The organism is Flavobacterium sp. P21 (genome assembly GCF_050632225.1).
Lineage (GTDB): Bacteria > Bacteroidota > Bacteroidia > Flavobacteriales > Flavobacteriaceae > Flavobacterium.
The window spans coordinates 5,130,869-5,149,692 of record NZ_CP192585.1 but is presented as its reverse complement, the minus strand read 5'-3'; the positions used below and the strand labels follow the sequence as shown (position 1 = coordinate 5,149,692).

The following is an 18,824-nucleotide window of genomic DNA, read 5'->3' as shown; positions in this document are numbered from 1 at the left end:
AATGAATATTAAAATAAAAAGGATATTAGTAATTTCAGAGTCAATTGATATTAATGATAGTAGCGGAACAAAAGGACGTGTCGCTTTGATTAATAATTTGGTAAAGGCAGGATTTGATTTAAAAGTACTTCATTACACTCCGAAAGATGTTTTTTTAGAAGGCATCGATTGTTTTAGAATAAAAGAAAGGAAATTCGCAGGGCTGTATTTATTAAGTAGGTTGGAAAGAGTTTTTACTCGAGTTACAAAAATCAGTCTGAATCCTTATTTTGAAAGTTGGTTTGGATTTTCTTTTACCTTTTTTAATGATACCCAAAGTATAAAAAAAGCATTAAAGAGAGAAATTGTAGATAATTACGATTTGGTTTTGACTTTAAGTAAAGGAGCCAGTTTTAAACCACATTATGCCATTCTAGATGTTCCCGAATTACATGATAAATGGATGGCTTATGTTCATGATCCATTTCCTTACCATTTTTATCCAAGACCTTACAATTGGATTCAACCAGGATTTTTTCAGAAGGAAAAATTTTTTCAGAAGGTTTCTGAAAAAGCAAGATTTAGTGTTTTTCCTAGTTTTTTACTAAATGAATGGATGGGCAGTTATTTTCCTAATTTTCTTAAAACGGGGATTGTAATTCCTCATCAGAATGCAGAACAAGATATTCAAAAACAAGATTTACCAAATTATTTTGATCCGTCAAAATTTAATCTTCTTCATGCAGGAAATTTAATGAAGCAACGCTCTCCAGAAGGTTTGATAGAGGGTTTTAAAATGTTTTTGAAACAAAATCCTGAGGCTAAAAAAGACGTAAGGCTTTTGTTATTAGGAAACGCTTTTTATTTTAGTGAAATGTTGGGAAATTATAGTGCAAAAAATCCTGAAATTTATATTTATAATGGAAACAAGCCTTTTGCAGAGGTTTACAATTTACAGCAAAATGTATCTGTTAATATAATACTCGAATCAAAAAGCGAGATAAGTCCATTTCTTCCTGGGAAATTTCCACATTGTGTCGAGGCTAATAAGCCAATTCTTTCTTTGGCACCCTATTATTGTGAAGTGAAAAGATTATTAGGAGAGGAATATCCTTATTGGTCAGAAGCAGATGATGTTAAAAAAATAGCACATTTAATAGGGCAAATGTATCAGCAATGGAAAATCAATCCAGATGATTTGTTGTTAAATAGAAAAGATTTGGAAGATTATCTGTCTGTAAAATATTTAAAAGAAGTTATGGATAATTTAAAAAGAAATGAGTAAGTACAATGCAAAAATCTAGTTTCTCGATTTTAATAACTACTAAAAACCGTAAGAAAGATTTGATATTTACTTTAGGTAAAATCCAGTACTTATTAGACCAAGAAAATGTAGATTGTATTATTTGCGATGATGGTTCAACAGACGGGACATCATCATATTTACAAGATAATTTTCCTAAAATTCGATTGATTAAAAATTCTGAAAGTAAAGGATTGATATATAGTAGAAATCAATTGATGAGTTTGGTAACTACCGAGTTTGCTATTTCTATTGATGATGACTTGCATTTTATAACACAAAATCCTTTAGAAGTTATTCAAGAAAAATTCAGTGAAAATTCTAAAATAGCCTTATTAAGTTTTAGGATTTTTTGGGATTTAAAAGAACCAACAGCAACAGACTGCAATGAAATTAGTTGTAGGGTTAAAAGTTTTGCTGGTGGTGCAAATGTTTGGAGAATGAAAGCATGGAAAGAAATTCCAGACTATCCATCTTGGTTTTTGTTTTATGGAGAAGAAGATTTTGCATCCTTTCAATTATTCAAAAAAATGGGAAGTACATTATTTACCCGAAGTTTTAGTAAATCATAGGGTTGATCTTAAATCTAGAAAAAAAATGCCGATTATCAAATTCGCTTGCGTCGTTCTTTAAGATCAGGCTGGTATTTGTATTTTTTATTTTATCCAATTAGTCAAATACCCAGAAGATTTCTTTATACTTTATGGATTCAAATTAAAAATAAAGTTTTAAAAGGAGATATTAAAGCTACTTTTGCAATAATACAGGCTCTAGGAGATGTCGTTATTAATTTTCCTAAATTGTTAAAACAGTCAAATCGTTTAACAAAAATAGAGTTTCAAAAATTTAATAAATTACATGAAACTAAATTATATTGGCGTCCGGAAAATATAAATAAAAAATTAAAACCTTAAGAGAAGAGCTAAGCGAATTTAAATTGATTGAAGTATTTTATCGAAGTGTCAAAATTTAATACTTCATTTAAGTATTTGAAAGGATCAATGTATTTTGATTATTTCATTTTTAGACCTTGGTTAGAGTCCAAATACAAGCATTTTTTGTTGTGGAAGAACTAAAAGTTTTGATATTTACATAAAATTTTAAAGACAGCTGAAAAGATTTATTCGTATTAAAAAACAAAGTCAAATTATATGAAAATTGGCGCCTCAAATAATCAGCCTTATATAATTGCTGAAATCGGTCAAGCCCATGAAGGCAGTTTAGGAATCTTATATTCCTACATTGATGCACTTGCAAAAACGGGAGTTGATGCCATTAAATTCCAGATGCATATAGCTGAAGCAGAAAGTAGTGTGCATGAACCATTCAGAGTGAAATTTTCTTTAGAAGATAAAACAAGATTTGATTATTGGAAAAGGATGGGGTTCAGTTTGGAGCAATGGAAGGGAATCAAAGAACATTGTGATGAAGTTGGTTTGGATTTTATATGCTCGCCTTTTAGTAATTTGGCGGTAGAATGGCTGGAAGAAATTGGAGTGAAATACTATAAAATTGGTTCTGGAGAAGTAAATAATTTTTTGATTTTAGAGAAAATTGCTCAAACAGGAAAACCTGTTATTTTGTCTTCAGGCATGAGCTCTTATGTTGAATTAGACGAAACAATTAGTTTTTTAAAGCGACGAAATGTTGATTTTTCAATTTTACAATGCACCACGGCGTATCCAACAGAACCAGAGCAATATGGTTTGAATGTTATTCAAGAATTATATAAACGCTATAATGTTCCTGTTGGTTTTTCAGATCATTCAGCTAAAAAAGAAGCTTGTATAGCGGCAACGACATTGGGAGCTTCTATATTAGAATTTCACGTCGTTTTTGATCGAGAACTTTTTGGTCCTGATTCAAAAGCGTCATTAACCATTGCTGAAACAAAAGAACTTGTGCAATCGGTTCGAAATATTGCAACAGCAATTGCAAACCCAATAGATAAAAATGATATTGAAGAATTAAAACCTTTAAAGCAAATTTTTGAAAAATCATTGGCAATTAATAAAGATTTGCCTAAAAATCATATTCTGAAATTTGAAGATTTAGAAGCTAAAAAGCCAAAAGGATTTGGTATTTTAGCCAGCCGATACAAAGAAGTATTAGGCAAAACTCTTAAAACAGATATGAAACAATGGGACTTTTTAAATGAAGAAGATCTAGTATGAACGAAAAAAGGAAAATTGCTGTAGTAATTACAGCCCGCCCATCATATAGTCGTGTAAAAACAGTTTTAACAGCGATAGACAATCATCCAGATTTGGAACTTCAATTGATTGTTGCGAGCATCGGCATTGTTAGATCGATATGGTTCTGCAGTTAACTATATTGAAAAAGATGGTTTTAAAATTGCGGCGCGAGTGTTTAATGTTTTGGAGGGTGAAAATTTGGTCGCACTGCAAAAACGACAGGAATTGGAATTTTAGAATTATCTAGTGTTTTTGATAATCTGAAACCCGATATTGCAGTCACTGTGGCAGATCGTTTCGAGACAATGGCTACAGCAATTGCGAGCATCATATATGAATATTCCTTTGGCGCACATACAAGGAGGAGAAGTTACCGGTAATATTGATGAGAAAGTACGTCATTCAATCACAAAATTGGCCGATTATCATTTTGTTGCGTCTGAAAGTGCTAAAGAACGTGTTATAAAATTGGGAGAAAACCCTGAAATGGTTTTTAATACAGGATGTCCCTCAATAGATTTAGCAGAGGAAATTCTTAATAGTAAAGCGCTTCCATTTGATCCATATGAAAAATATGGCGGTGTTGGAGCAAAACCTGATTTGTCAAAAGGGTATCTTGTAGTAATGCGGCATCCAGTGACTAATGAATACAAAGATTCCCGTAAACATATTGAAGTAACGCTAGAAGCAATATACAAATTGAATATGCCAACTTTATGGTTCTGGCCAAATGTTGATGCTGGAGCTGATGGAACTTCGACGGGTATACGTGCGTTTAGAGAGCAACATCAATTGAAAAATGTTCACTTTTTTAAAAATATGGAAGGAAAGGATTTTTTGCGCTTGCTTTATCATAGCAATTGTTTGATTGGAAATTCGAGTGTTGGCATTAGAGAATGCGCTTTTTTGGGAGTTCCTGTAGTTAATATTGGATCAAGACAAAACAAAAGAGATCGAGGTAATAATATTATTGATGTTGATTATAATCAGGATAAAATTGAAGAGGCGATTCTTGAATCGATTGGAAAAGGCAAAATAAATTCGTCCTTTATTTATGGAAATGGAAATGCAGGAGAAAAAATTGCAAGTCTCTTACGAGAATTGCCTTTAAGATTTCATAAAACAATAACTTATTAATTTACAAACATGTATAAAGAAACATTTTCATTGTTTTCAAAGAAAGAAGGTTGCCAACATATTGCGAAAGAATTTGCTTTAATGGGTATAGAAAAATTGGCAAAAAAAATCCGTTAATTCCGTTTTTGAATTTGGTATTGGCATTGGTACCATTCCATATTTATTAAATGGTTTAAATAAAAAAATGGACTATTATGGAACAGAAGATAATGAGTTTTGTATTAATGCGTTTCGAGAAAATTTAAAAGGCATTAGTGAGAGTTTCAATTTTAATCACATAAAAAGTTACTTGGATTATAATAGCACTATTAAGTTTGACCTTATAATTATTGATGGCTCATTTGAGAATGAGTCTTTTTTAAAAAAATTGTAAAACCAAATACAATTATTCTTATTGAAGGCGACAGAGAAAATCAGCGAAAATTTATAACTAGAGTTTTTCCTAAAGCACTGATAAGTCGAAAAATTTCATTAAAAAGAAATTCAAAAAACTCACCATTCTATAATGAGGTTAATAATAGTTTTGAGGGAGGATACACACTTTTTAGATTAAAGCCATCAATTGAAAACAGAATTAATTGGTTTATAGAGAAAGCATTTACATCTTTGAAATATAGAATTCGAAAAATTAAATGAAAATTTTAGCTATAATTCCAGCCAGAGGTGGATCAAAAGGTGTTCCCGGTAAAAACATCAAAAACTTAGGAGGGAAGCCATTATTGACTTACACGGCTGAGGTTGCAATTAAGTCAAGTTATTTGTCAGAAATCATTTTGTCCAGTGATGATGAAAACATTATAGAAATAGGTAGAAAATTAGGAATAAACATTCCATTCATTCGTCCAGAACATTTAGCTCATGATAATACGCCAACTATTGATGTAATAATCCATGCATTAGAGTGGTATCAATCTCAAAATATATTTTTTGATGCTGTTTGTCTTCTTCAAGTTACAAGTCCATTTAGAACTGTTGCTTTTATTAATCTGGCAATTGAAAAATTTATAAATTCTAATTGCGATTCTTTGGTTTCGGTTTTGCAGGTTCCTCACGAATATAATCCGCATTGGACATTTGAAGTAAACTCTGATGGGAATTTAAAAATAGCCACTGGAGAAGATGAAATAATAACTAGAAGACAAGAACTTCCAAAAGCATATCATAGAGATGGAAGTATTTATATAACAAAAACAAATGTTCTTTTGGAACAAAAATCATTGTTAGGAAAAACAACTGCTTTCATTGAATCGGATGCCAATTCATATGTAAATATTGATACATTGAAGGATTGGGAAAAAGCAGAACAATTAATTAAAATTCGCAAGTAGTTTGATAAGTTGACTTGTGAAAAAGCAATTATATACAATAAAAATTGAAAGAAAAAATTAAAGTATTTGTTGTTCTCCCTGATGGAGTGGGACTTAAGAATTTTGCTTATTCAAAGTTCTATAACATTGGTTCGGAAAATAATTTTGAGATCGTATACTGGAATAATACCATTTTTGATTTAACTGAATTAAATCTTAAAGAAATAAAAATTAAATATTCAAAGCCTCATCCACTTACAGAAATATATAAGAATGCTCGTAAACATATAGACTTAAATCTTTCCATTAAAAAAACAAAAGATAAGGTCTATGATTCATATAGATTCCCATTTTCGTATTCCAATTGGAAAAAAGCAATAAAAAGTATAATTACCCAAACTATTTTTATTACTCATTCATCTAATGTTGGGTTGAGCAGAGTTCGAGAAAAAATAAAACAAAATGAAAGGAAAACCTTGTATTATAATCAATGTTTAGAAACGTTGCAAAAGGAAAAACCTGCAATTGTTTTATGTACAAATCAGCGACATACAACAGCAATTGCGCCTTTATTAGCGACTCAAGATTTGGGCATTCCTACATCAACCTTTATTTTTTCATGGGATAATTTACCTAAAGCAACTATGGTTGTTGAAACAGATTATTATTTTGTATGGAGTGAGTATATGAAAAAGGAGTTACTCTTTTATTATCCATACATACAAGAATCACAAATTTTTGTAACAGGAACCCCTCAATTCGAATCTCATTTCGATAATAATCGAATAATCTCTAAGAATGAATTTTTTAATGAACATAAGTTAGATATAAATAAAAAATACATCTGTTATTCGGGGGATGATATTACGACTTGTCCCGATGATCCACAATATTTGGCTGATGTAGCAGAAGCTGTCCGACTGTTAAATAATCAAGGATGTTCACTGGGTATTATTTTCAGACGTTGTCCAGTTGATTTTTCTAATAGATTCGATGTAACTCTTGAAAATTATAAGGATGTAATAGTTACTATTGAGCCACTTTGGAAAAAAATAGGAAATGAATGGGATGCTATTTTGCCTACTCAATCTGATATAAATTTACAAATGAATACGATACATCATACGGAAATGGTTATAAATTTAGGTTCTTCCATGGTTTTTGATTATGCGGCTCACAAAAAACCTTGTGCTTTTATCAACTATGATGTGACTAATAAAAAAACAAGGATTGGTCTGTTTTAAAAATTTACAATTATATTCATTTTCGTTCAATGTTTAATAGTGACTCCGTAATTTGGTTAAATTCTGCTGATGAAATTGCAGAAAAAATAAGCGCAGGATTAAATAATCCTGAGGATATAGTTTTATATGCTCAAAATTGGTTTGATATAATTAATCAACAACCAGCAAATGCGACTTGTGAGCGTATTTGGAGTTCAATGAAAGAGATTTTAAATACATAAATATGATAAGAGAGATTATTTTATCAGATTATAAACGATGCGATATTCATTCTATTGGATTTTTTGTTTTAATTAAAACTTTTGTTTTGATGCCCAATCCAGGTCTTAAATTTTTAACTATATTCAGATTAACCCAACATTATAGGAGAAAAAATCGCTTCTTATTTTATTTTTTCTTTCTTTGGTTACGTCGCTTAAAATTCAAATATGGATTCGATATTTCTTATAGAACTCAAATAGGAAGAGGTTTTTATATAGGGCATTTTGGAAATATAGTTATACATGGAGACGCTGTTATTGGGGATAATTGTAATATTTCTCAAGGAATAACCATAGGGGTGAGTAATGCTGGGTTAAAAAAGGATTGCCAAAAATTGGGAATAATGTTTTTATGGGACCTGGAGCTTGTGTTTTTGGGAATATAACAATTGGTAATCATGTTACTATTGGAGGCAACGCAGTGGTTACAGATGATGTCCCAGATTTTCATACTGTTTTGAGCCCTGAAAGTACAGTAATAAATAAAGATTTATCTTCATTTTATATTCACAATATAGATAACTAAAATTTTTTTAAAAAAACTGGCTATCAGTAGTTTTCAATATTTGTGATAAGGAATTAAAACTACCATTTATGAATAATAATTCTTTTCTTTGTCCATTAAAAATAGAATGAAATTTTTTAAAACAAATTATGCTTTTTAATTCCTTGGCTTTTGCCTTTTTTTTGCCAATAATTTTTTTTTATATTGGTTTGTTTTCAATAAGACTACGAGAACGCAAAATGCTTTACTAATTGTCGCTAGTTATTATTTCTATTCTTGTTGGGATTGGAGATTTTTATTTTTGTTGATTTTTTCTACATTTTTAGATTATTGCACTGGAATTCAAATTGAAAAAGGAAAATCTGAAAACAATCGTAAATTTTGGTTTTGGTTGAGTATAATAGTTAATCTAGGTTTTTTAGGGATTTTTAAATACTATAATTTTTTTGCCACTTCTTTTGCAGATTTACTAAATAATGTAGGATTCAAAGCGAGTCCTATTTTATTAAAAGTGATATTGCCGGTCGGAATTTCATTTTATACTTTTCATGGACTTTCATATGTTATTGATATATATTATAAAAGAATAAAAGCTGAATATAATTTTGTCGATTATTCACTTTTTGTAAGCTATTTTCCGCTTTTAGTTGCTGGTCCAATTGAAAGAGCGACGCATTTATTGCCACAGGTAAAAGTAAAACGAGAATTTGATTATAAAAAGGCGGTCGATGGACTCAGACAAATTCTTTGGGGGCTATTTAAAAAAGTTGTAATTGCTGATAATTGCGCAACTGTTGTAAATATGGTTTTTGATAACCCCGAACAATATTCAGGAAGTATTTTGGTATTAGGAAGCGTTTTTTTCGCTTTTCAAATTTATTGTGATTTTAGTGGATATTCCGATATTGCTTTGGGAGTTTCTAGACTATTTGGAATCGAACTTTTGAAAAACTTTAATTACCCTTATTTTTCGCGAGATATTGCTGAGTTTTGGCGACGTTGGCATATATCTTTATCCTCATGGTTTCGTGATTATCTTTATATTCCTTTAGGCGGTAGTAAAGGCAGTATTTGGACAAAAGTCAGAAATGTTTTTATCATTTTCTTAGTTAGCGGATTCTGGCATGGTGCAAATTGGACGTTTATTGTTTGGGGCTTTATTAATGCTTTGTTTATTTTGCCATCAATTTTGATCAATACCAATAGGAATAATCTAAATAGTGTTGCCGATGGTAAAATTTTACCAAGCTTGAAAGAATTTGGACAAATGATACTAACATTTGCTTTAACATGTTTTGGGTGGATATTTTTTAGGGCCAAAGACTTAAACAGCGCTTTTTGTTATATTAAGCAAATTTTTTCAAAAAGTCTGTTTACGATTCCGAAATTCGATTCTAATGAAATGTCAGTAAAAGTGTTGTTAATTTTATTATTGTTGTTTATAGTAACAGAATGGGTAGGAAGATCAAAAAACCATGCGTTAGAAATTAAAGGGGCACTACCCGCGTATCTCAAAATGGCTTTGTATTTTTTTATTTTCATGTCAATAATGATATGGGGAGTAACGGCTAAGACAGAATTTATTTATTTTGCTTTCTAGATTTTATTATGATAAAGAAAATTGTATTTAAGACTTTATGTGTCTGTCTTTGTTTTTTGGAATATTGACTCTTGCTCTCTTATTGACATCGAAATATGTAAATGATAGAAATTTTAAAAATTCTCAGACAGAGAGTAATACTTTAATAATAAAATCATATCATAAATATGATTTAATGTTCATGGGGATTTCACACGCCCGCACTTTTTCTAGATGGGGAAATCATGAAGTTGTTGAAAAAATACTAAATAAAAAAATAATCAATATTGGTCAAGGCTCAGGTATTTGTGGTATAAATGAACAATTATTTTATCTTCAATATTTTTATTCAAAAGGCAATAAAGTTAACACTATTGCTTTGGTTTTAACACCTCCAATGTTAACGTCAGAAGAGTCGCCAATTGCGTCAAATACTTTTAATTTAGAAGTTTTTGATTTGAATTTTCTTTATCAGTATTTAATGTTTGATTCTGAAAACAAGAGTCAAAGAATCATCGAATATTCTCAAAGCAAACTCAGGTCAAAATGGATAGATTTGATGCCAGATCATAAAATTGGAAAAATTGATTCTTTGACAAAGATTGATAGAGCAAAAGTTGATGGGAATCTTTTATCATGGCAAAAAAATATTAACGTTGAAAGATTTAAGAAGTCTTGTTATCAAGTTGAGAAGATTATCAAACTCGCAGAAAGAAATAATTCAAAAGTTGTCTTGACGATTCCTCCTGCCTTATTTGGGAAATGGCCAGGACATAACCAAGCCAGTGATTTTGCAAAAAGAATGATGAAAAAGCACAAGATAAATTTTTACGATTTTTCTGAAGCGGTTTTAATACCAGGTTATTATTCTGACCATCATCATCTGAATACCAAAGGAATCAAATATTTTACAAACATTTATTTGAAACCCATACTATAATACTATTTAAAAATAGGATATTTGATCCTAAATAATTTAAAAGATATTTAAAAATACCCTTCTACAATATACTATGTTTTTTAACTCATTAGCATTCGTAATTTTTTTGCCAATCGTTTTTTTCTTGTATTGGTTTATTTTCAATAAAACTAAAAGCTCGCAAAATGCTTTACTAATAATTGCCAGTTACTACTTTTATTCTTGTTGGGATTGGAGATTTTTGTTTTTGCTGGTTTTTTCAACATTTTTAGATTATTATACTGGAATTCAAATTGAAAAAGGAAAATCTGAAAACAATCGTAAATTTTGGTTTTGGTTAAGTATAATTGTTAATCTCGGATTTTTAGGAATTTTTAAGTATTATAATTTTTTCGCCACTTCTTTCGCGGATCTTTTTAATAGCGTTGGATTTAAGGCAAGTCCTATTTTACTAAAAGTAATACTTCCAGTTGGAATTTCATTTTATACTTTTCATGGACTTTCTTATGTTATCGATATCTATTACAAAAGAATCAAAGCCGAATATAATTTTGTCGATTATTCGCTTTTCGTGAGTTATTTTCCATTATTAGTTGCCGGTCCTATTGAAAGAGCAACACATTTATTGCCTCAAGTAAAAGTAAAACGAGAATTTAATTTCCAAACTGCAAAAGAGGGGATTTGTCAAATTATTTGGGGGTTAGTCAAAAAAATAGTTATTGCCGACACTTGTGCAACGTATGCAAATGCTATTTTTGATAATTACACTTCAATGAATTCATTTTCATTGATTTTAGGGGCCATTTATTTTGCATTTCAAATCTATGGAGATTTTTCTGGATACACTGATATAGCATTAGGAGTTTCAAAGTTGTTTGGTTTAGATTTATTGCAAAACTTTAATTATCCTTACTTTTCACGAGACATAGCTGAATTTTGGCGTCGCTGGCATATTTCGCTTTCATCTTGGTTTCGTGATTATTTATACATTCCTTTGGGTGGAAGTAAAGGAGGACTATGGATGAAAATCAGAAATACATTTATCATTTTCCTAGTCAGCGGTTTTTGGCATGGAGCAAATTGGACCTATGTAATTTGGGGACTAATAAATGCAGTTTACTTTTTGCCTCTTCTTTTGTCTAATAGTAATCGCAACAATCTGGATGAGATTCATGTTAAATTTAATTATGATTCTTTTAAAGTTGTGCTTAGCATTTTATATACGTTTGGATTGACTTGTATTGCTTGGGTATTTTTTAGAGCAAAAACAATTACTGATGCTGTTTCGTATTTAAAAAGGATTTTTACGAATCACGAATTTAAAACTCAGTTTTTAGTAAATGACAGAAATAATTACGAAATACTTATAATGATTTTTTTATTTGTTTTAGTAGAGTGGAACAATCGTAATAATATTGAACCTCTTTCAGGAAAAAGAAGTTTGTTGAAAGTAAGTTTGGCAATTGCGGCAATTATGGCTTTAGGTACTTATTCTGATTATAAAGAATTTATATATTTTCAGTTTTAATGAAGAAGTTTATTATATACGTCACAAAAATTGTGACAATTGCATTTTTGATTGCCATAATGTTAGACGGATTTTATACTTATGTTTTTTTCCAATCTAAAACTAGAGGTAAAATAGAAAATGTATTTAATTCAAATGCTACAAATTATGATGTTGTGATTTTAGGTTCGTCTAGAGCAAACAATCATTTTGTGTCACAAATGTTTGAAGATAAGGGATTAAAAACTTTTAATTATGGAATGAGTGGCGGACATTTATATGAGGCATCTCTTATGCTGAAATTAATGATTGAAAGAAAATATGAGATTAAAAACATAATTTTGGAGGCTGATCTAAATCTTTCCAATGATAAAGAATCGGAAGGAGTATCAGCCAAATTTTTGCCTTACATTCACAACTCCGAAATTATAAAAAAGCAATTTGAATCGCATGAAAATTTTAATGAATTATACTATATCCCATTTTATAGATATATAAAGTATGATTCAAAAATCGGATTCAGAGAAATATATAAAATCGCTACAAAGGAAACTACTAACACTTTAGATAATTTAGGATATTACCCTTTGCAAAAACATAAAAATGGCAATATGAAGAATAATATTGTCAATTTAAATCCGCTTCCGCATAATAAATATTATGAAGAGATAAAGAATATTTGCAAAGCGAATAATATTAATTTTATTGCGGTAATGACTCCTATGTGTGAAAATGTAGTCGGAATGAATTATTTTGAAAAAGTAAAAAAGGCATATCCGGAAATTTACAACTATGAAAATGTAGTTATGGAAAATAAATATTTTTCATCATGCGGACATATGACAGACGAAGGAGCAAAGCTTTTTACGGCAAGAATTTTAAGCGATTTTTTTTAATGGTTTCAAGTAAATTTGACTTATGAAGAATTTCTTATTTTTTATATCCAAAATTATTCTGATTTGCATAATAGTGGCAGTTTCATTAGATTTTTTATATACAACTGTTTATTTGCAATCGAATGCTAGACAAAAAGTAAGTTATGCATACACTTCGGTTCCCAAAAAAATTGATGTTGTAATATTAGGTTCGTCAAGAGCCGATAATCATTTTGTGTCAGAAATGTTTATAGCTAAAGGTCTTAAAGCATTTAATTTTGGAATGCAAGGATCAAGATTATTTGAATCAGATTTGGTGCTCAAATTATTACTTGAAAAAAAGATTGTAATAAAAAATGTTATTGTTGAAGTAGATTTAAATATAAGGTCAGACCTCAATAAATATTCCACATCAAATATCTTATGGTTTATGCCTTATTTATATGATTCTGAAAGTATTCAAAATCATTTCAAAGATTTGCCAGGATATAAATGCGAATATTATATACCTTTTTATAGATATGTGAAATATGAATCTAAAATTGGATTTAGAGAAATGTTTTTTACTGCTCTCAACAAAAAAAGTAATGTAGTAGATCAAGGTGGTTTTTATCCTTTAATGGGAAGCGGAGAGAAATTAAAAAGCAATCTTTCGAGTTGGTACCCAAGCCGAAACATTTATTATGAAGAAATAAAAGAATTGTGTAAACAAAACCACATAAATCTTGTTGCGATAATGACGCCGATGTGTGAAAATTCAAAAGGCATTAATTACTTTGAAAAGGTAAAAAAATGTATCCAGAAATTCATAATTGTGAAAGTGCTGTAAAAGAGGATAAATATTTTTATTCTTGCGGGCACATGAACGAGTTGGGCGCAAAGAAATTTACAGCAATAATCTTAAAAGATTTATTTAAGAAATAAATACATGACTATAGCTTTTTTAACACCAGAATATCCACATGCTAAAACTGGCAATTCAGGAGGAATTGGAACAAGTATCAAAAATTTAGCAATAGGGCTTTTGGCACAAGGTGTTTCAGTGCGAATTCTTGTTTATGCACAAAAAAAGATGCTTGCTTTGATGATAATGGTGTTTTGATTCAACAGATTAAGAATGTTAAAGTTAAAGGATTATCGTGGTGGTTTACTAGAAAAAAACTAGAAAGGATTATAAATGAGTTATATTCGAATAGAGAAATTGATTTAGTTGAAGCGCCGGATTGGACAGGGATAACGTCGTTCATCAAGCCAAATAAATGCCCAATAATAATACGATTGCATGGTTCTGATGTTTATTTTTGTCATTTAGATGATCGCCCTATAAAATGGAAAAATAAATTTCATGAAGAAAGAGCTTTAAAAAATGCTGATGCATTATTGGCTGTAAGTAAGTTTGTAGCAGATAAAACTAATTCAGTTTTTGGTTTAAATAAGAAATTCGTAATTATTCCGAATCCTATTAATTCGAAATTGTTTCAAAATGACAATGAAAATAATTATACAGATCAAACCATACTATATTTTGGAAGTTTAATAAGGAAAAAAGGACTTTTAGAATTGCCCTTAATTTTTAATAAGGTTTTAGAGAAAAATCTAAATGCTAAATTAATTTTAATTGGTAAAGATGTTCCAGATATTATTTCGGGAAATGATTCAACTTGGGGAATGATGCAAAAGCTTTTTTCAGAAAAAGCATTAAAAAATGTGCAATACCTAGGAAGCGTACCTTATGAAGAAATAAAACAAAAAATTCAGCAGTCAAAAGTATGTGTTTTCCCTTCTTTTGCTGAGGCTTTTCCTGTTTCTTGGCTTGAAGCAATGGCATTAGAGAAACCTATTGTTGCTTCAAATATTGGTTGGGCGAATGAAATGATCGATGATGGCAAAAGTGGTTTTTTAGTAAATCCTAAAGATCATGTTTTATATGCAAAACGAATAATTGATTTTTTAGAAGATGAAAATTTATGTGTGAAAGTAGGAAAACAGGCTCGAAAAAAGGTTGAAGAATCTTTTGATATGGGAGTTTTGGCCAAAAAAAATATTGAGTTTTATAAAAAGATAAAAGTATAATTTAGATAAAAATGCAGTTAAAGGAATTCAAAACAATTACAGGAGAAAGTATACTTTATATTGGTCAGCCAGATTTTGCTAAACTTGAAATTTTAGCAAGTGGAGGAGGGGATATTTGGCATAGTTCGTTTGAGCAAGGATATAAAAATGCCTTTCCAGAGCTTGTTTATCAAACAGCTGTTTTTTTTATGTTTATTAATGATTTTGATAATCTCGATGAATGTGTAAGTTGGAGAATCAATCCAAATCAATTTGCTGTTCGTAAATCGGTTTGGAATCAACTAAATGGTTTTGATGTCGAATATCAAAATGTTCAATTACAGGCACTAGATTTTGGATACAATGCGTTGCGTAATTCTGCGGCAATTCCATTATATGTAAAAGGGCTTTTTGAACAAAATTTGAATGAAGAAGTTAAAATTTCAGTGAAAGACAGATATGTTTTCTTTAGAAAAAACTTCAAAATAGATCACTCTATTTTTATGTTATATAGAGAAGGGTTTTGGAAATGGAATGAGTGGAACGCCTTTTTTTATGCAAAAAAAATTTCAAGAAATCGCCGAAAAAACCTGTAATAGCGCCTCGTGAATTATTACCAATAGAAGGAAAACCGACGGTGAGTTATATTATCCCCACAATGATGCGTCAGGATTTTACTTTGCGTTTGTTGCAAGATTTAGCAGTTCAAACTTATCCACTGTCTCAGGTTGTTATTGTCGATGCAACTCCAGAAAATGCAAGAGATGAGGAATTGTATCTAACACAAGATTTTCCTTTTGAATTAATAGTCAAATGGCAAGAAACCAAAGGAAGCTGTCGAGCTCGTAATGAAGCAATTGAATTATGCAAGGGAGAGTATATTGTTTTTGGAGATGATGATGTTCGTGTACTTCCAGATTTTATAGAAAATCATATAAAAATATTGCAGACTTATCAAGTAGGTGCTTGCAACGGTTTAGATATCAGAGCAGATAATCAACAACAAGATTTGAGAAATTTGCAAGAAAAATTGAATAAAATTGAAAAAGAAAGATGGAAAGTGGGAGCTAGTCTTACTTTTAGCAATGCAAATTCTTGTGTTAAAAATGAATATGTTAGGAAATTGGTAGGGAATGATATTAATTTTGATGGAGGCTATGGAGAAGACGGCGATTTTGGATTATCACTTTTTAAATTAGGGCAAATTGTTTTGCACAATCCTTTTTCTGCAAATCTGCATTTAAAGCCACCAGTTGGAGGGTATCGATTTTGGGGAAAGCAAGCTCGTGTTATAGGGAAAAAAGAAAAACACAACCGTGGGAATTAGATACTCCAGTAAAAAATATTAGGCCAGTGCCTAGTCCAACTGTAATGTATGGGTTTGTGAAGCATTTTACAGAACAGCAAGTTCTTGAGTATAAATACAAACATTTCTTTCTCTATCTTTTTAAAGGATCAAAAAAAGGTTTTATATATCGTTTTTTACGAATTCCGTATAAAAATCTTCAGTTTAAAAAATCACTTTTTTATGCTAAAAAATTAAACGATTTAGGAATTAGACACAAATAACATATGAAATTTTCCCTAATCATTTGTACTTATATGCGCCCTGAGCCATTGCTAAAACTATTACAATCGGTTCAATTACAAAGCGCTTATCCTGACGAGATTTTAATTGTAGACGGGTCTTTGAACAATAAAACGGAAACAGTTTTACAAAAAGGTCAATTCGAAAATTTAAAATATTTTTTAGTTGATAATGAAAATAGAGGACTTACACGGCAGAGGAATTTTGGAATTAAAAAAGTTAATGACGAAAGTGAAATTATTTGCTTTTTAGATGATGATACTGTTTTAGAAACAGACTATTTTCAGAAAATAATAGAAACGTATAACATATTTCCTGATGCTCTTGGAGTTGGAGGTTATATTTTTAATGAAGTAAAGTGGGAAAAAACGCCTGATAGCTACATTCCAAAAACTTTTGAATTCTACTTTGATGGGTGGAAGCGTTTAGATGGAAGTCGTTTCGTTCTTCGAAAAAAACTTAACCTAGATAGCGATTGTTTACCAGGTTTTTCACCGAATTTTTCTCATGGACGTAGTGTTGGTTTTTTACCACCAAGCAACAAAATTTACAAAGTGGAACAATTGATGGGAGGGGTATCATCTTTTCGAAAAACCGTTTTTGACAAACTTTATTTTTCTACTTATTTTGAAGGATACGGCCTTTATGAAGACGCAGATTTTACAATAAGAGTTTCAAAAATTGGAAATTTATATTTGAATACAGCGACAAAATTATCCCATTTTCATGCCTCTTCAGGGCGTCCCAATCAATACAAGTATGGGAAAATGGTTGTTAGAAATGGCTGGTACGTTTGGAGAATTAAAAACCCTAATCCAAAATTCGAGGATCGATTTAAATGGAATACAATTACTATTTTGTTGACATTAATCAGATTTACCAATACATTTACTGGCAATAACAAAAAAGAAGCTTTTACTGAAACAATGGGAAGAACAATAGGCTGGTGGAGTTTATTATTTAGTAAACCAAAAATAGAAAAATGAAAACAAAACACGCAATTTTAGAAACTAACATAAAGCAAAAGGAATTTTATAATCATAAAAAGAAAAATTTTGCTACTAGTGTCTGGTCAAAAATTAGAAATGGACTTTTAAACCGAATTAAAAAAAATATTGGTGTTCAAGATCAAGCTTATGTTTTGCATAAAGAATGGTTTGGGGATTTATCTTCTAAAAAAGTATTAGACTTAGGTTGTTTTTCAGGAAATTATTGGTCAATGTATTTAGCAGAAAATGCAAAGGAATACCTTGGAATCGATTTAAGTGACGTTGCAATTTCGAAATTGAGTGAAAGAATCAGATATTTTCCAAATGCAGAAGCACAAGCAATTGATTTTCTCTCGGATGAATTTACAGCAAAAGATTTTGATTTGATTTACGCTTATGGTGTATTGCATCATTTTGAAAATACATCAATCTTGATCGATAAATTAAATGAAAAATTAGCGAAAGATGGTGAAATTATTAGTTATGATCCTCTTGAAACGAGTTTTCCTGTCAAAGTTTTAAGGACTTTGTATAGGCCTTTTCAGTCTGACGCGGCATGGGAATGGCCATTTACAAAAAAAACATTCTATTTGTTTCAAAAATCTTTTAATATTGTTGAAAGAAGAGGTTTGCTTGGTAAATCAAAGTGGGTTGCACTTGCAAATATACTGCCAATTTCAAGCGAAAAGAAAAATGAAATTGGACGGCAGTGGCATAAAGATGACTGGGATGGCTCAAAAATATCAGATGTTGTTTTATTTCGTTGTATGCATGTAACAATGCTAATGAAAAAGAAATAATAAAACAACCTATTAGAAAAAAATAGCTGGAGCAATACAAAATAAATAAAATGTCATACAATGAAGACAATTTTAATTGCACATAATTATGATGAAAATTCTTTTGCCGCAATGAGTTGCAATTTAGCGAACCATTTGGCAGATAAAGGGAATAGAGTTGTTTTCATTTCACACAAACCTTACTTTAACGAAATTCAAACAATAAAAAAACAAAAAGGAGAAATAATTATATGCTCATGGCCTACTGAAAATAGACCTACTTCATTGAAGGATGTTTTTTGGTATTGCAGACTTTATTTTAAGTATAAACCAGATGTTGTACTTGGTCATTTTGTGGGGGCTAACATTGCCATTTCATTATCTAAATTACTATCGTTTAATAACACAAAGACATTTAACTATTATCATACCTTGACGGGTCAAATTAGTGCAGATTGGAGAGGGTCACGTCTGAAAAGTACATTGCTACGCTACAGGAAAAGTATATTTTATAGGTTTTTCTGCGATGCGATTATTTGTCCATCGGATTTAGCAAAAGAAGATTTAAGGATTAATTTTAACTTAAAAAAGGTATAGTTTTTCTAA

General features: G+C 30.3%; 19 protein-coding genes and 2 pseudogenes. All 21 read left to right on the top strand.

All coding sequences use genetic code 11. From position 1 onward, the window contains the following. The first annotated feature begins 1 nt into the window (after position 1). Entirely contained in the window at positions 2-1,264 is a 1,263-nt protein-coding gene (locus ACQ9BO_RS25910) for a UDP-glycosyltransferase (protein ID WP_431243041.1), read from the top strand. 5 nt (positions 1,265-1,269) lie between these two features. Next, positions 1,270-1,854, top strand: coding sequence for a glycosyltransferase family 2 protein (locus ACQ9BO_RS25905; RefSeq protein WP_431243040.1), 585 nt, complete (start codon positions 1,270-1,272; stop codon positions 1,852-1,854). A 45-nt stretch (positions 1,855-1,899) separates the two neighbouring features. Then, positions 1,900-2,196, top strand: coding sequence for a hypothetical protein (locus ACQ9BO_RS25900; protein ID WP_431243039.1), 297 nt, complete (start codon positions 1,900-1,902; stop codon positions 2,194-2,196). Between the two features lie 237 nt (positions 2,197-2,433). After that, positions 2,434-3,456 (top strand): N-acetylneuraminate synthase family protein, encoded by a 1,023-nt coding sequence (locus ACQ9BO_RS25895; RefSeq protein WP_431243038.1) that lies wholly within the window; start codon positions 2,434-2,436, stop codon positions 3,454-3,456. Continuing rightward, positions 3,453-4,614 (top strand): annotated as a pseudogene (gene neuC / locus ACQ9BO_RS25890) (UDP-N-acetylglucosamine 2-epimerase). Before ACQ9BO_RS25895 ends, neuC begins: the two are co-directional and overlap by 4 nt. A gap of 632 nt (positions 4,615-5,246) precedes the next feature. Further along, complete coding sequence (locus ACQ9BO_RS25885; protein WP_431243037.1) at positions 5,247-5,942, top strand: cytidylyltransferase domain-containing protein; 696 nt, start codon at positions 5,247-5,249, stop codon at positions 5,940-5,942. Positions 5,943-5,986: 44 nt separating this feature from the next. Further along, positions 5,987-7,165, top strand: a complete 1,179-nt coding sequence (locus ACQ9BO_RS25880) for a UDP-glycosyltransferase (RefSeq protein ID WP_431243036.1) — start codon at positions 5,987-5,989, stop codon at positions 7,163-7,165. Between the two features lie 29 nt (positions 7,166-7,194). Then, complete coding sequence (locus ACQ9BO_RS25875; protein ID WP_431243035.1) at positions 7,195-7,386, top strand: hypothetical protein; 192 nt, start codon at positions 7,195-7,197, stop codon at positions 7,384-7,386. 364 nt (positions 7,387-7,750) lie between these two features. Then, complete coding sequence (locus ACQ9BO_RS25870) at positions 7,751-7,951, top strand: hypothetical protein (RefSeq protein ID WP_431243034.1); 201 nt, start codon at positions 7,751-7,753, stop codon at positions 7,949-7,951. Between the two features lie 128 nt (positions 7,952-8,079). Beyond that, positions 8,080-9,530: pseudogene (locus ACQ9BO_RS25865) on the top strand (MBOAT family O-acyltransferase). Positions 9,531-9,594: 64 nt separating this feature from the next. After that, a complete protein-coding gene (locus ACQ9BO_RS25860; RefSeq protein ID WP_431243033.1) occupies positions 9,595-10,449 on the top strand; it encodes a hypothetical protein in 855 nt (284 codons plus the stop codon). Positions 10,450-10,522: 73 nt separating this feature from the next. Continuing rightward, positions 10,523-11,956: an MBOAT family O-acyltransferase gene (locus tag ACQ9BO_RS25855; protein WP_431243032.1), complete on the top strand. Its 1,434-nt coding sequence runs from the start codon at positions 10,523-10,525 to the stop codon at positions 11,954-11,956. Next, positions 11,956-12,831, top strand: a complete 876-nt coding sequence (locus ACQ9BO_RS25850) for a hypothetical protein (RefSeq protein ID WP_431243031.1) — start codon at positions 11,956-11,958, stop codon at positions 12,829-12,831. The genes ACQ9BO_RS25855 and ACQ9BO_RS25850 overlap by 1 nt, the downstream gene beginning before the upstream one ends. Positions 12,832-12,904: 73 nt before the next feature. Then, positions 12,905-13,639, top strand: a complete 735-nt coding sequence (locus ACQ9BO_RS25845) for a hypothetical protein (protein ID WP_431243030.1) — start codon at positions 12,905-12,907, stop codon at positions 13,637-13,639. A 99-nt stretch (positions 13,640-13,738) separates the two neighbouring features. Beyond that, a complete protein-coding gene (locus ACQ9BO_RS25840; RefSeq protein ID WP_431243029.1) occupies positions 13,739-13,912 on the top strand; it encodes a hypothetical protein in 174 nt (57 codons plus the stop codon). Further along, a complete protein-coding gene (locus ACQ9BO_RS25835; RefSeq protein WP_431243028.1) occupies positions 13,909-14,883 on the top strand; it encodes a glycosyltransferase family 4 protein in 975 nt (324 codons plus the stop codon). The genes ACQ9BO_RS25840 and ACQ9BO_RS25835 overlap by 4 nt, the downstream gene beginning before the upstream one ends. A gap of 11 nt (positions 14,884-14,894) precedes the next feature. Further along, the gene (locus tag ACQ9BO_RS25830) at positions 14,895-15,458 is read left to right on the top strand and encodes a hypothetical protein (protein ID WP_431243027.1); all 564 of its coding nucleotides are present in this window, start codon (positions 14,895-14,897) and stop codon (positions 15,456-15,458) included. Between the two features lie 41 nt (positions 15,459-15,499). After that, the gene (locus ACQ9BO_RS25825) at positions 15,500-16,189 is read left to right on the top strand and encodes a glycosyltransferase family 2 protein (RefSeq protein ID WP_431243026.1); all 690 of its coding nucleotides are present in this window, start codon (positions 15,500-15,502) and stop codon (positions 16,187-16,189) included. 245 nt (positions 16,190-16,434) lie between these two features. Beyond that, a complete protein-coding gene (locus ACQ9BO_RS25820; RefSeq protein WP_431243025.1) occupies positions 16,435-17,436 on the top strand; it encodes a glycosyltransferase family 2 protein in 1,002 nt (333 codons plus the stop codon). Further along, positions 17,433-18,239, top strand: coding sequence for a class I SAM-dependent methyltransferase (locus ACQ9BO_RS25815; RefSeq protein ID WP_431243024.1), 807 nt, complete (start codon positions 17,433-17,435; stop codon positions 18,237-18,239). The genes ACQ9BO_RS25820 and ACQ9BO_RS25815 overlap by 4 nt, the downstream gene beginning before the upstream one ends. Before the next feature lie 60 nt (positions 18,240-18,299). Further along, complete coding sequence (locus tag ACQ9BO_RS25810; protein WP_431243023.1) at positions 18,300-18,815, top strand: glycosyltransferase family 4 protein; 516 nt, start codon at positions 18,300-18,302, stop codon at positions 18,813-18,815. The last annotated feature ends 9 nt before the right edge of the window (positions 18,816-18,824 follow it).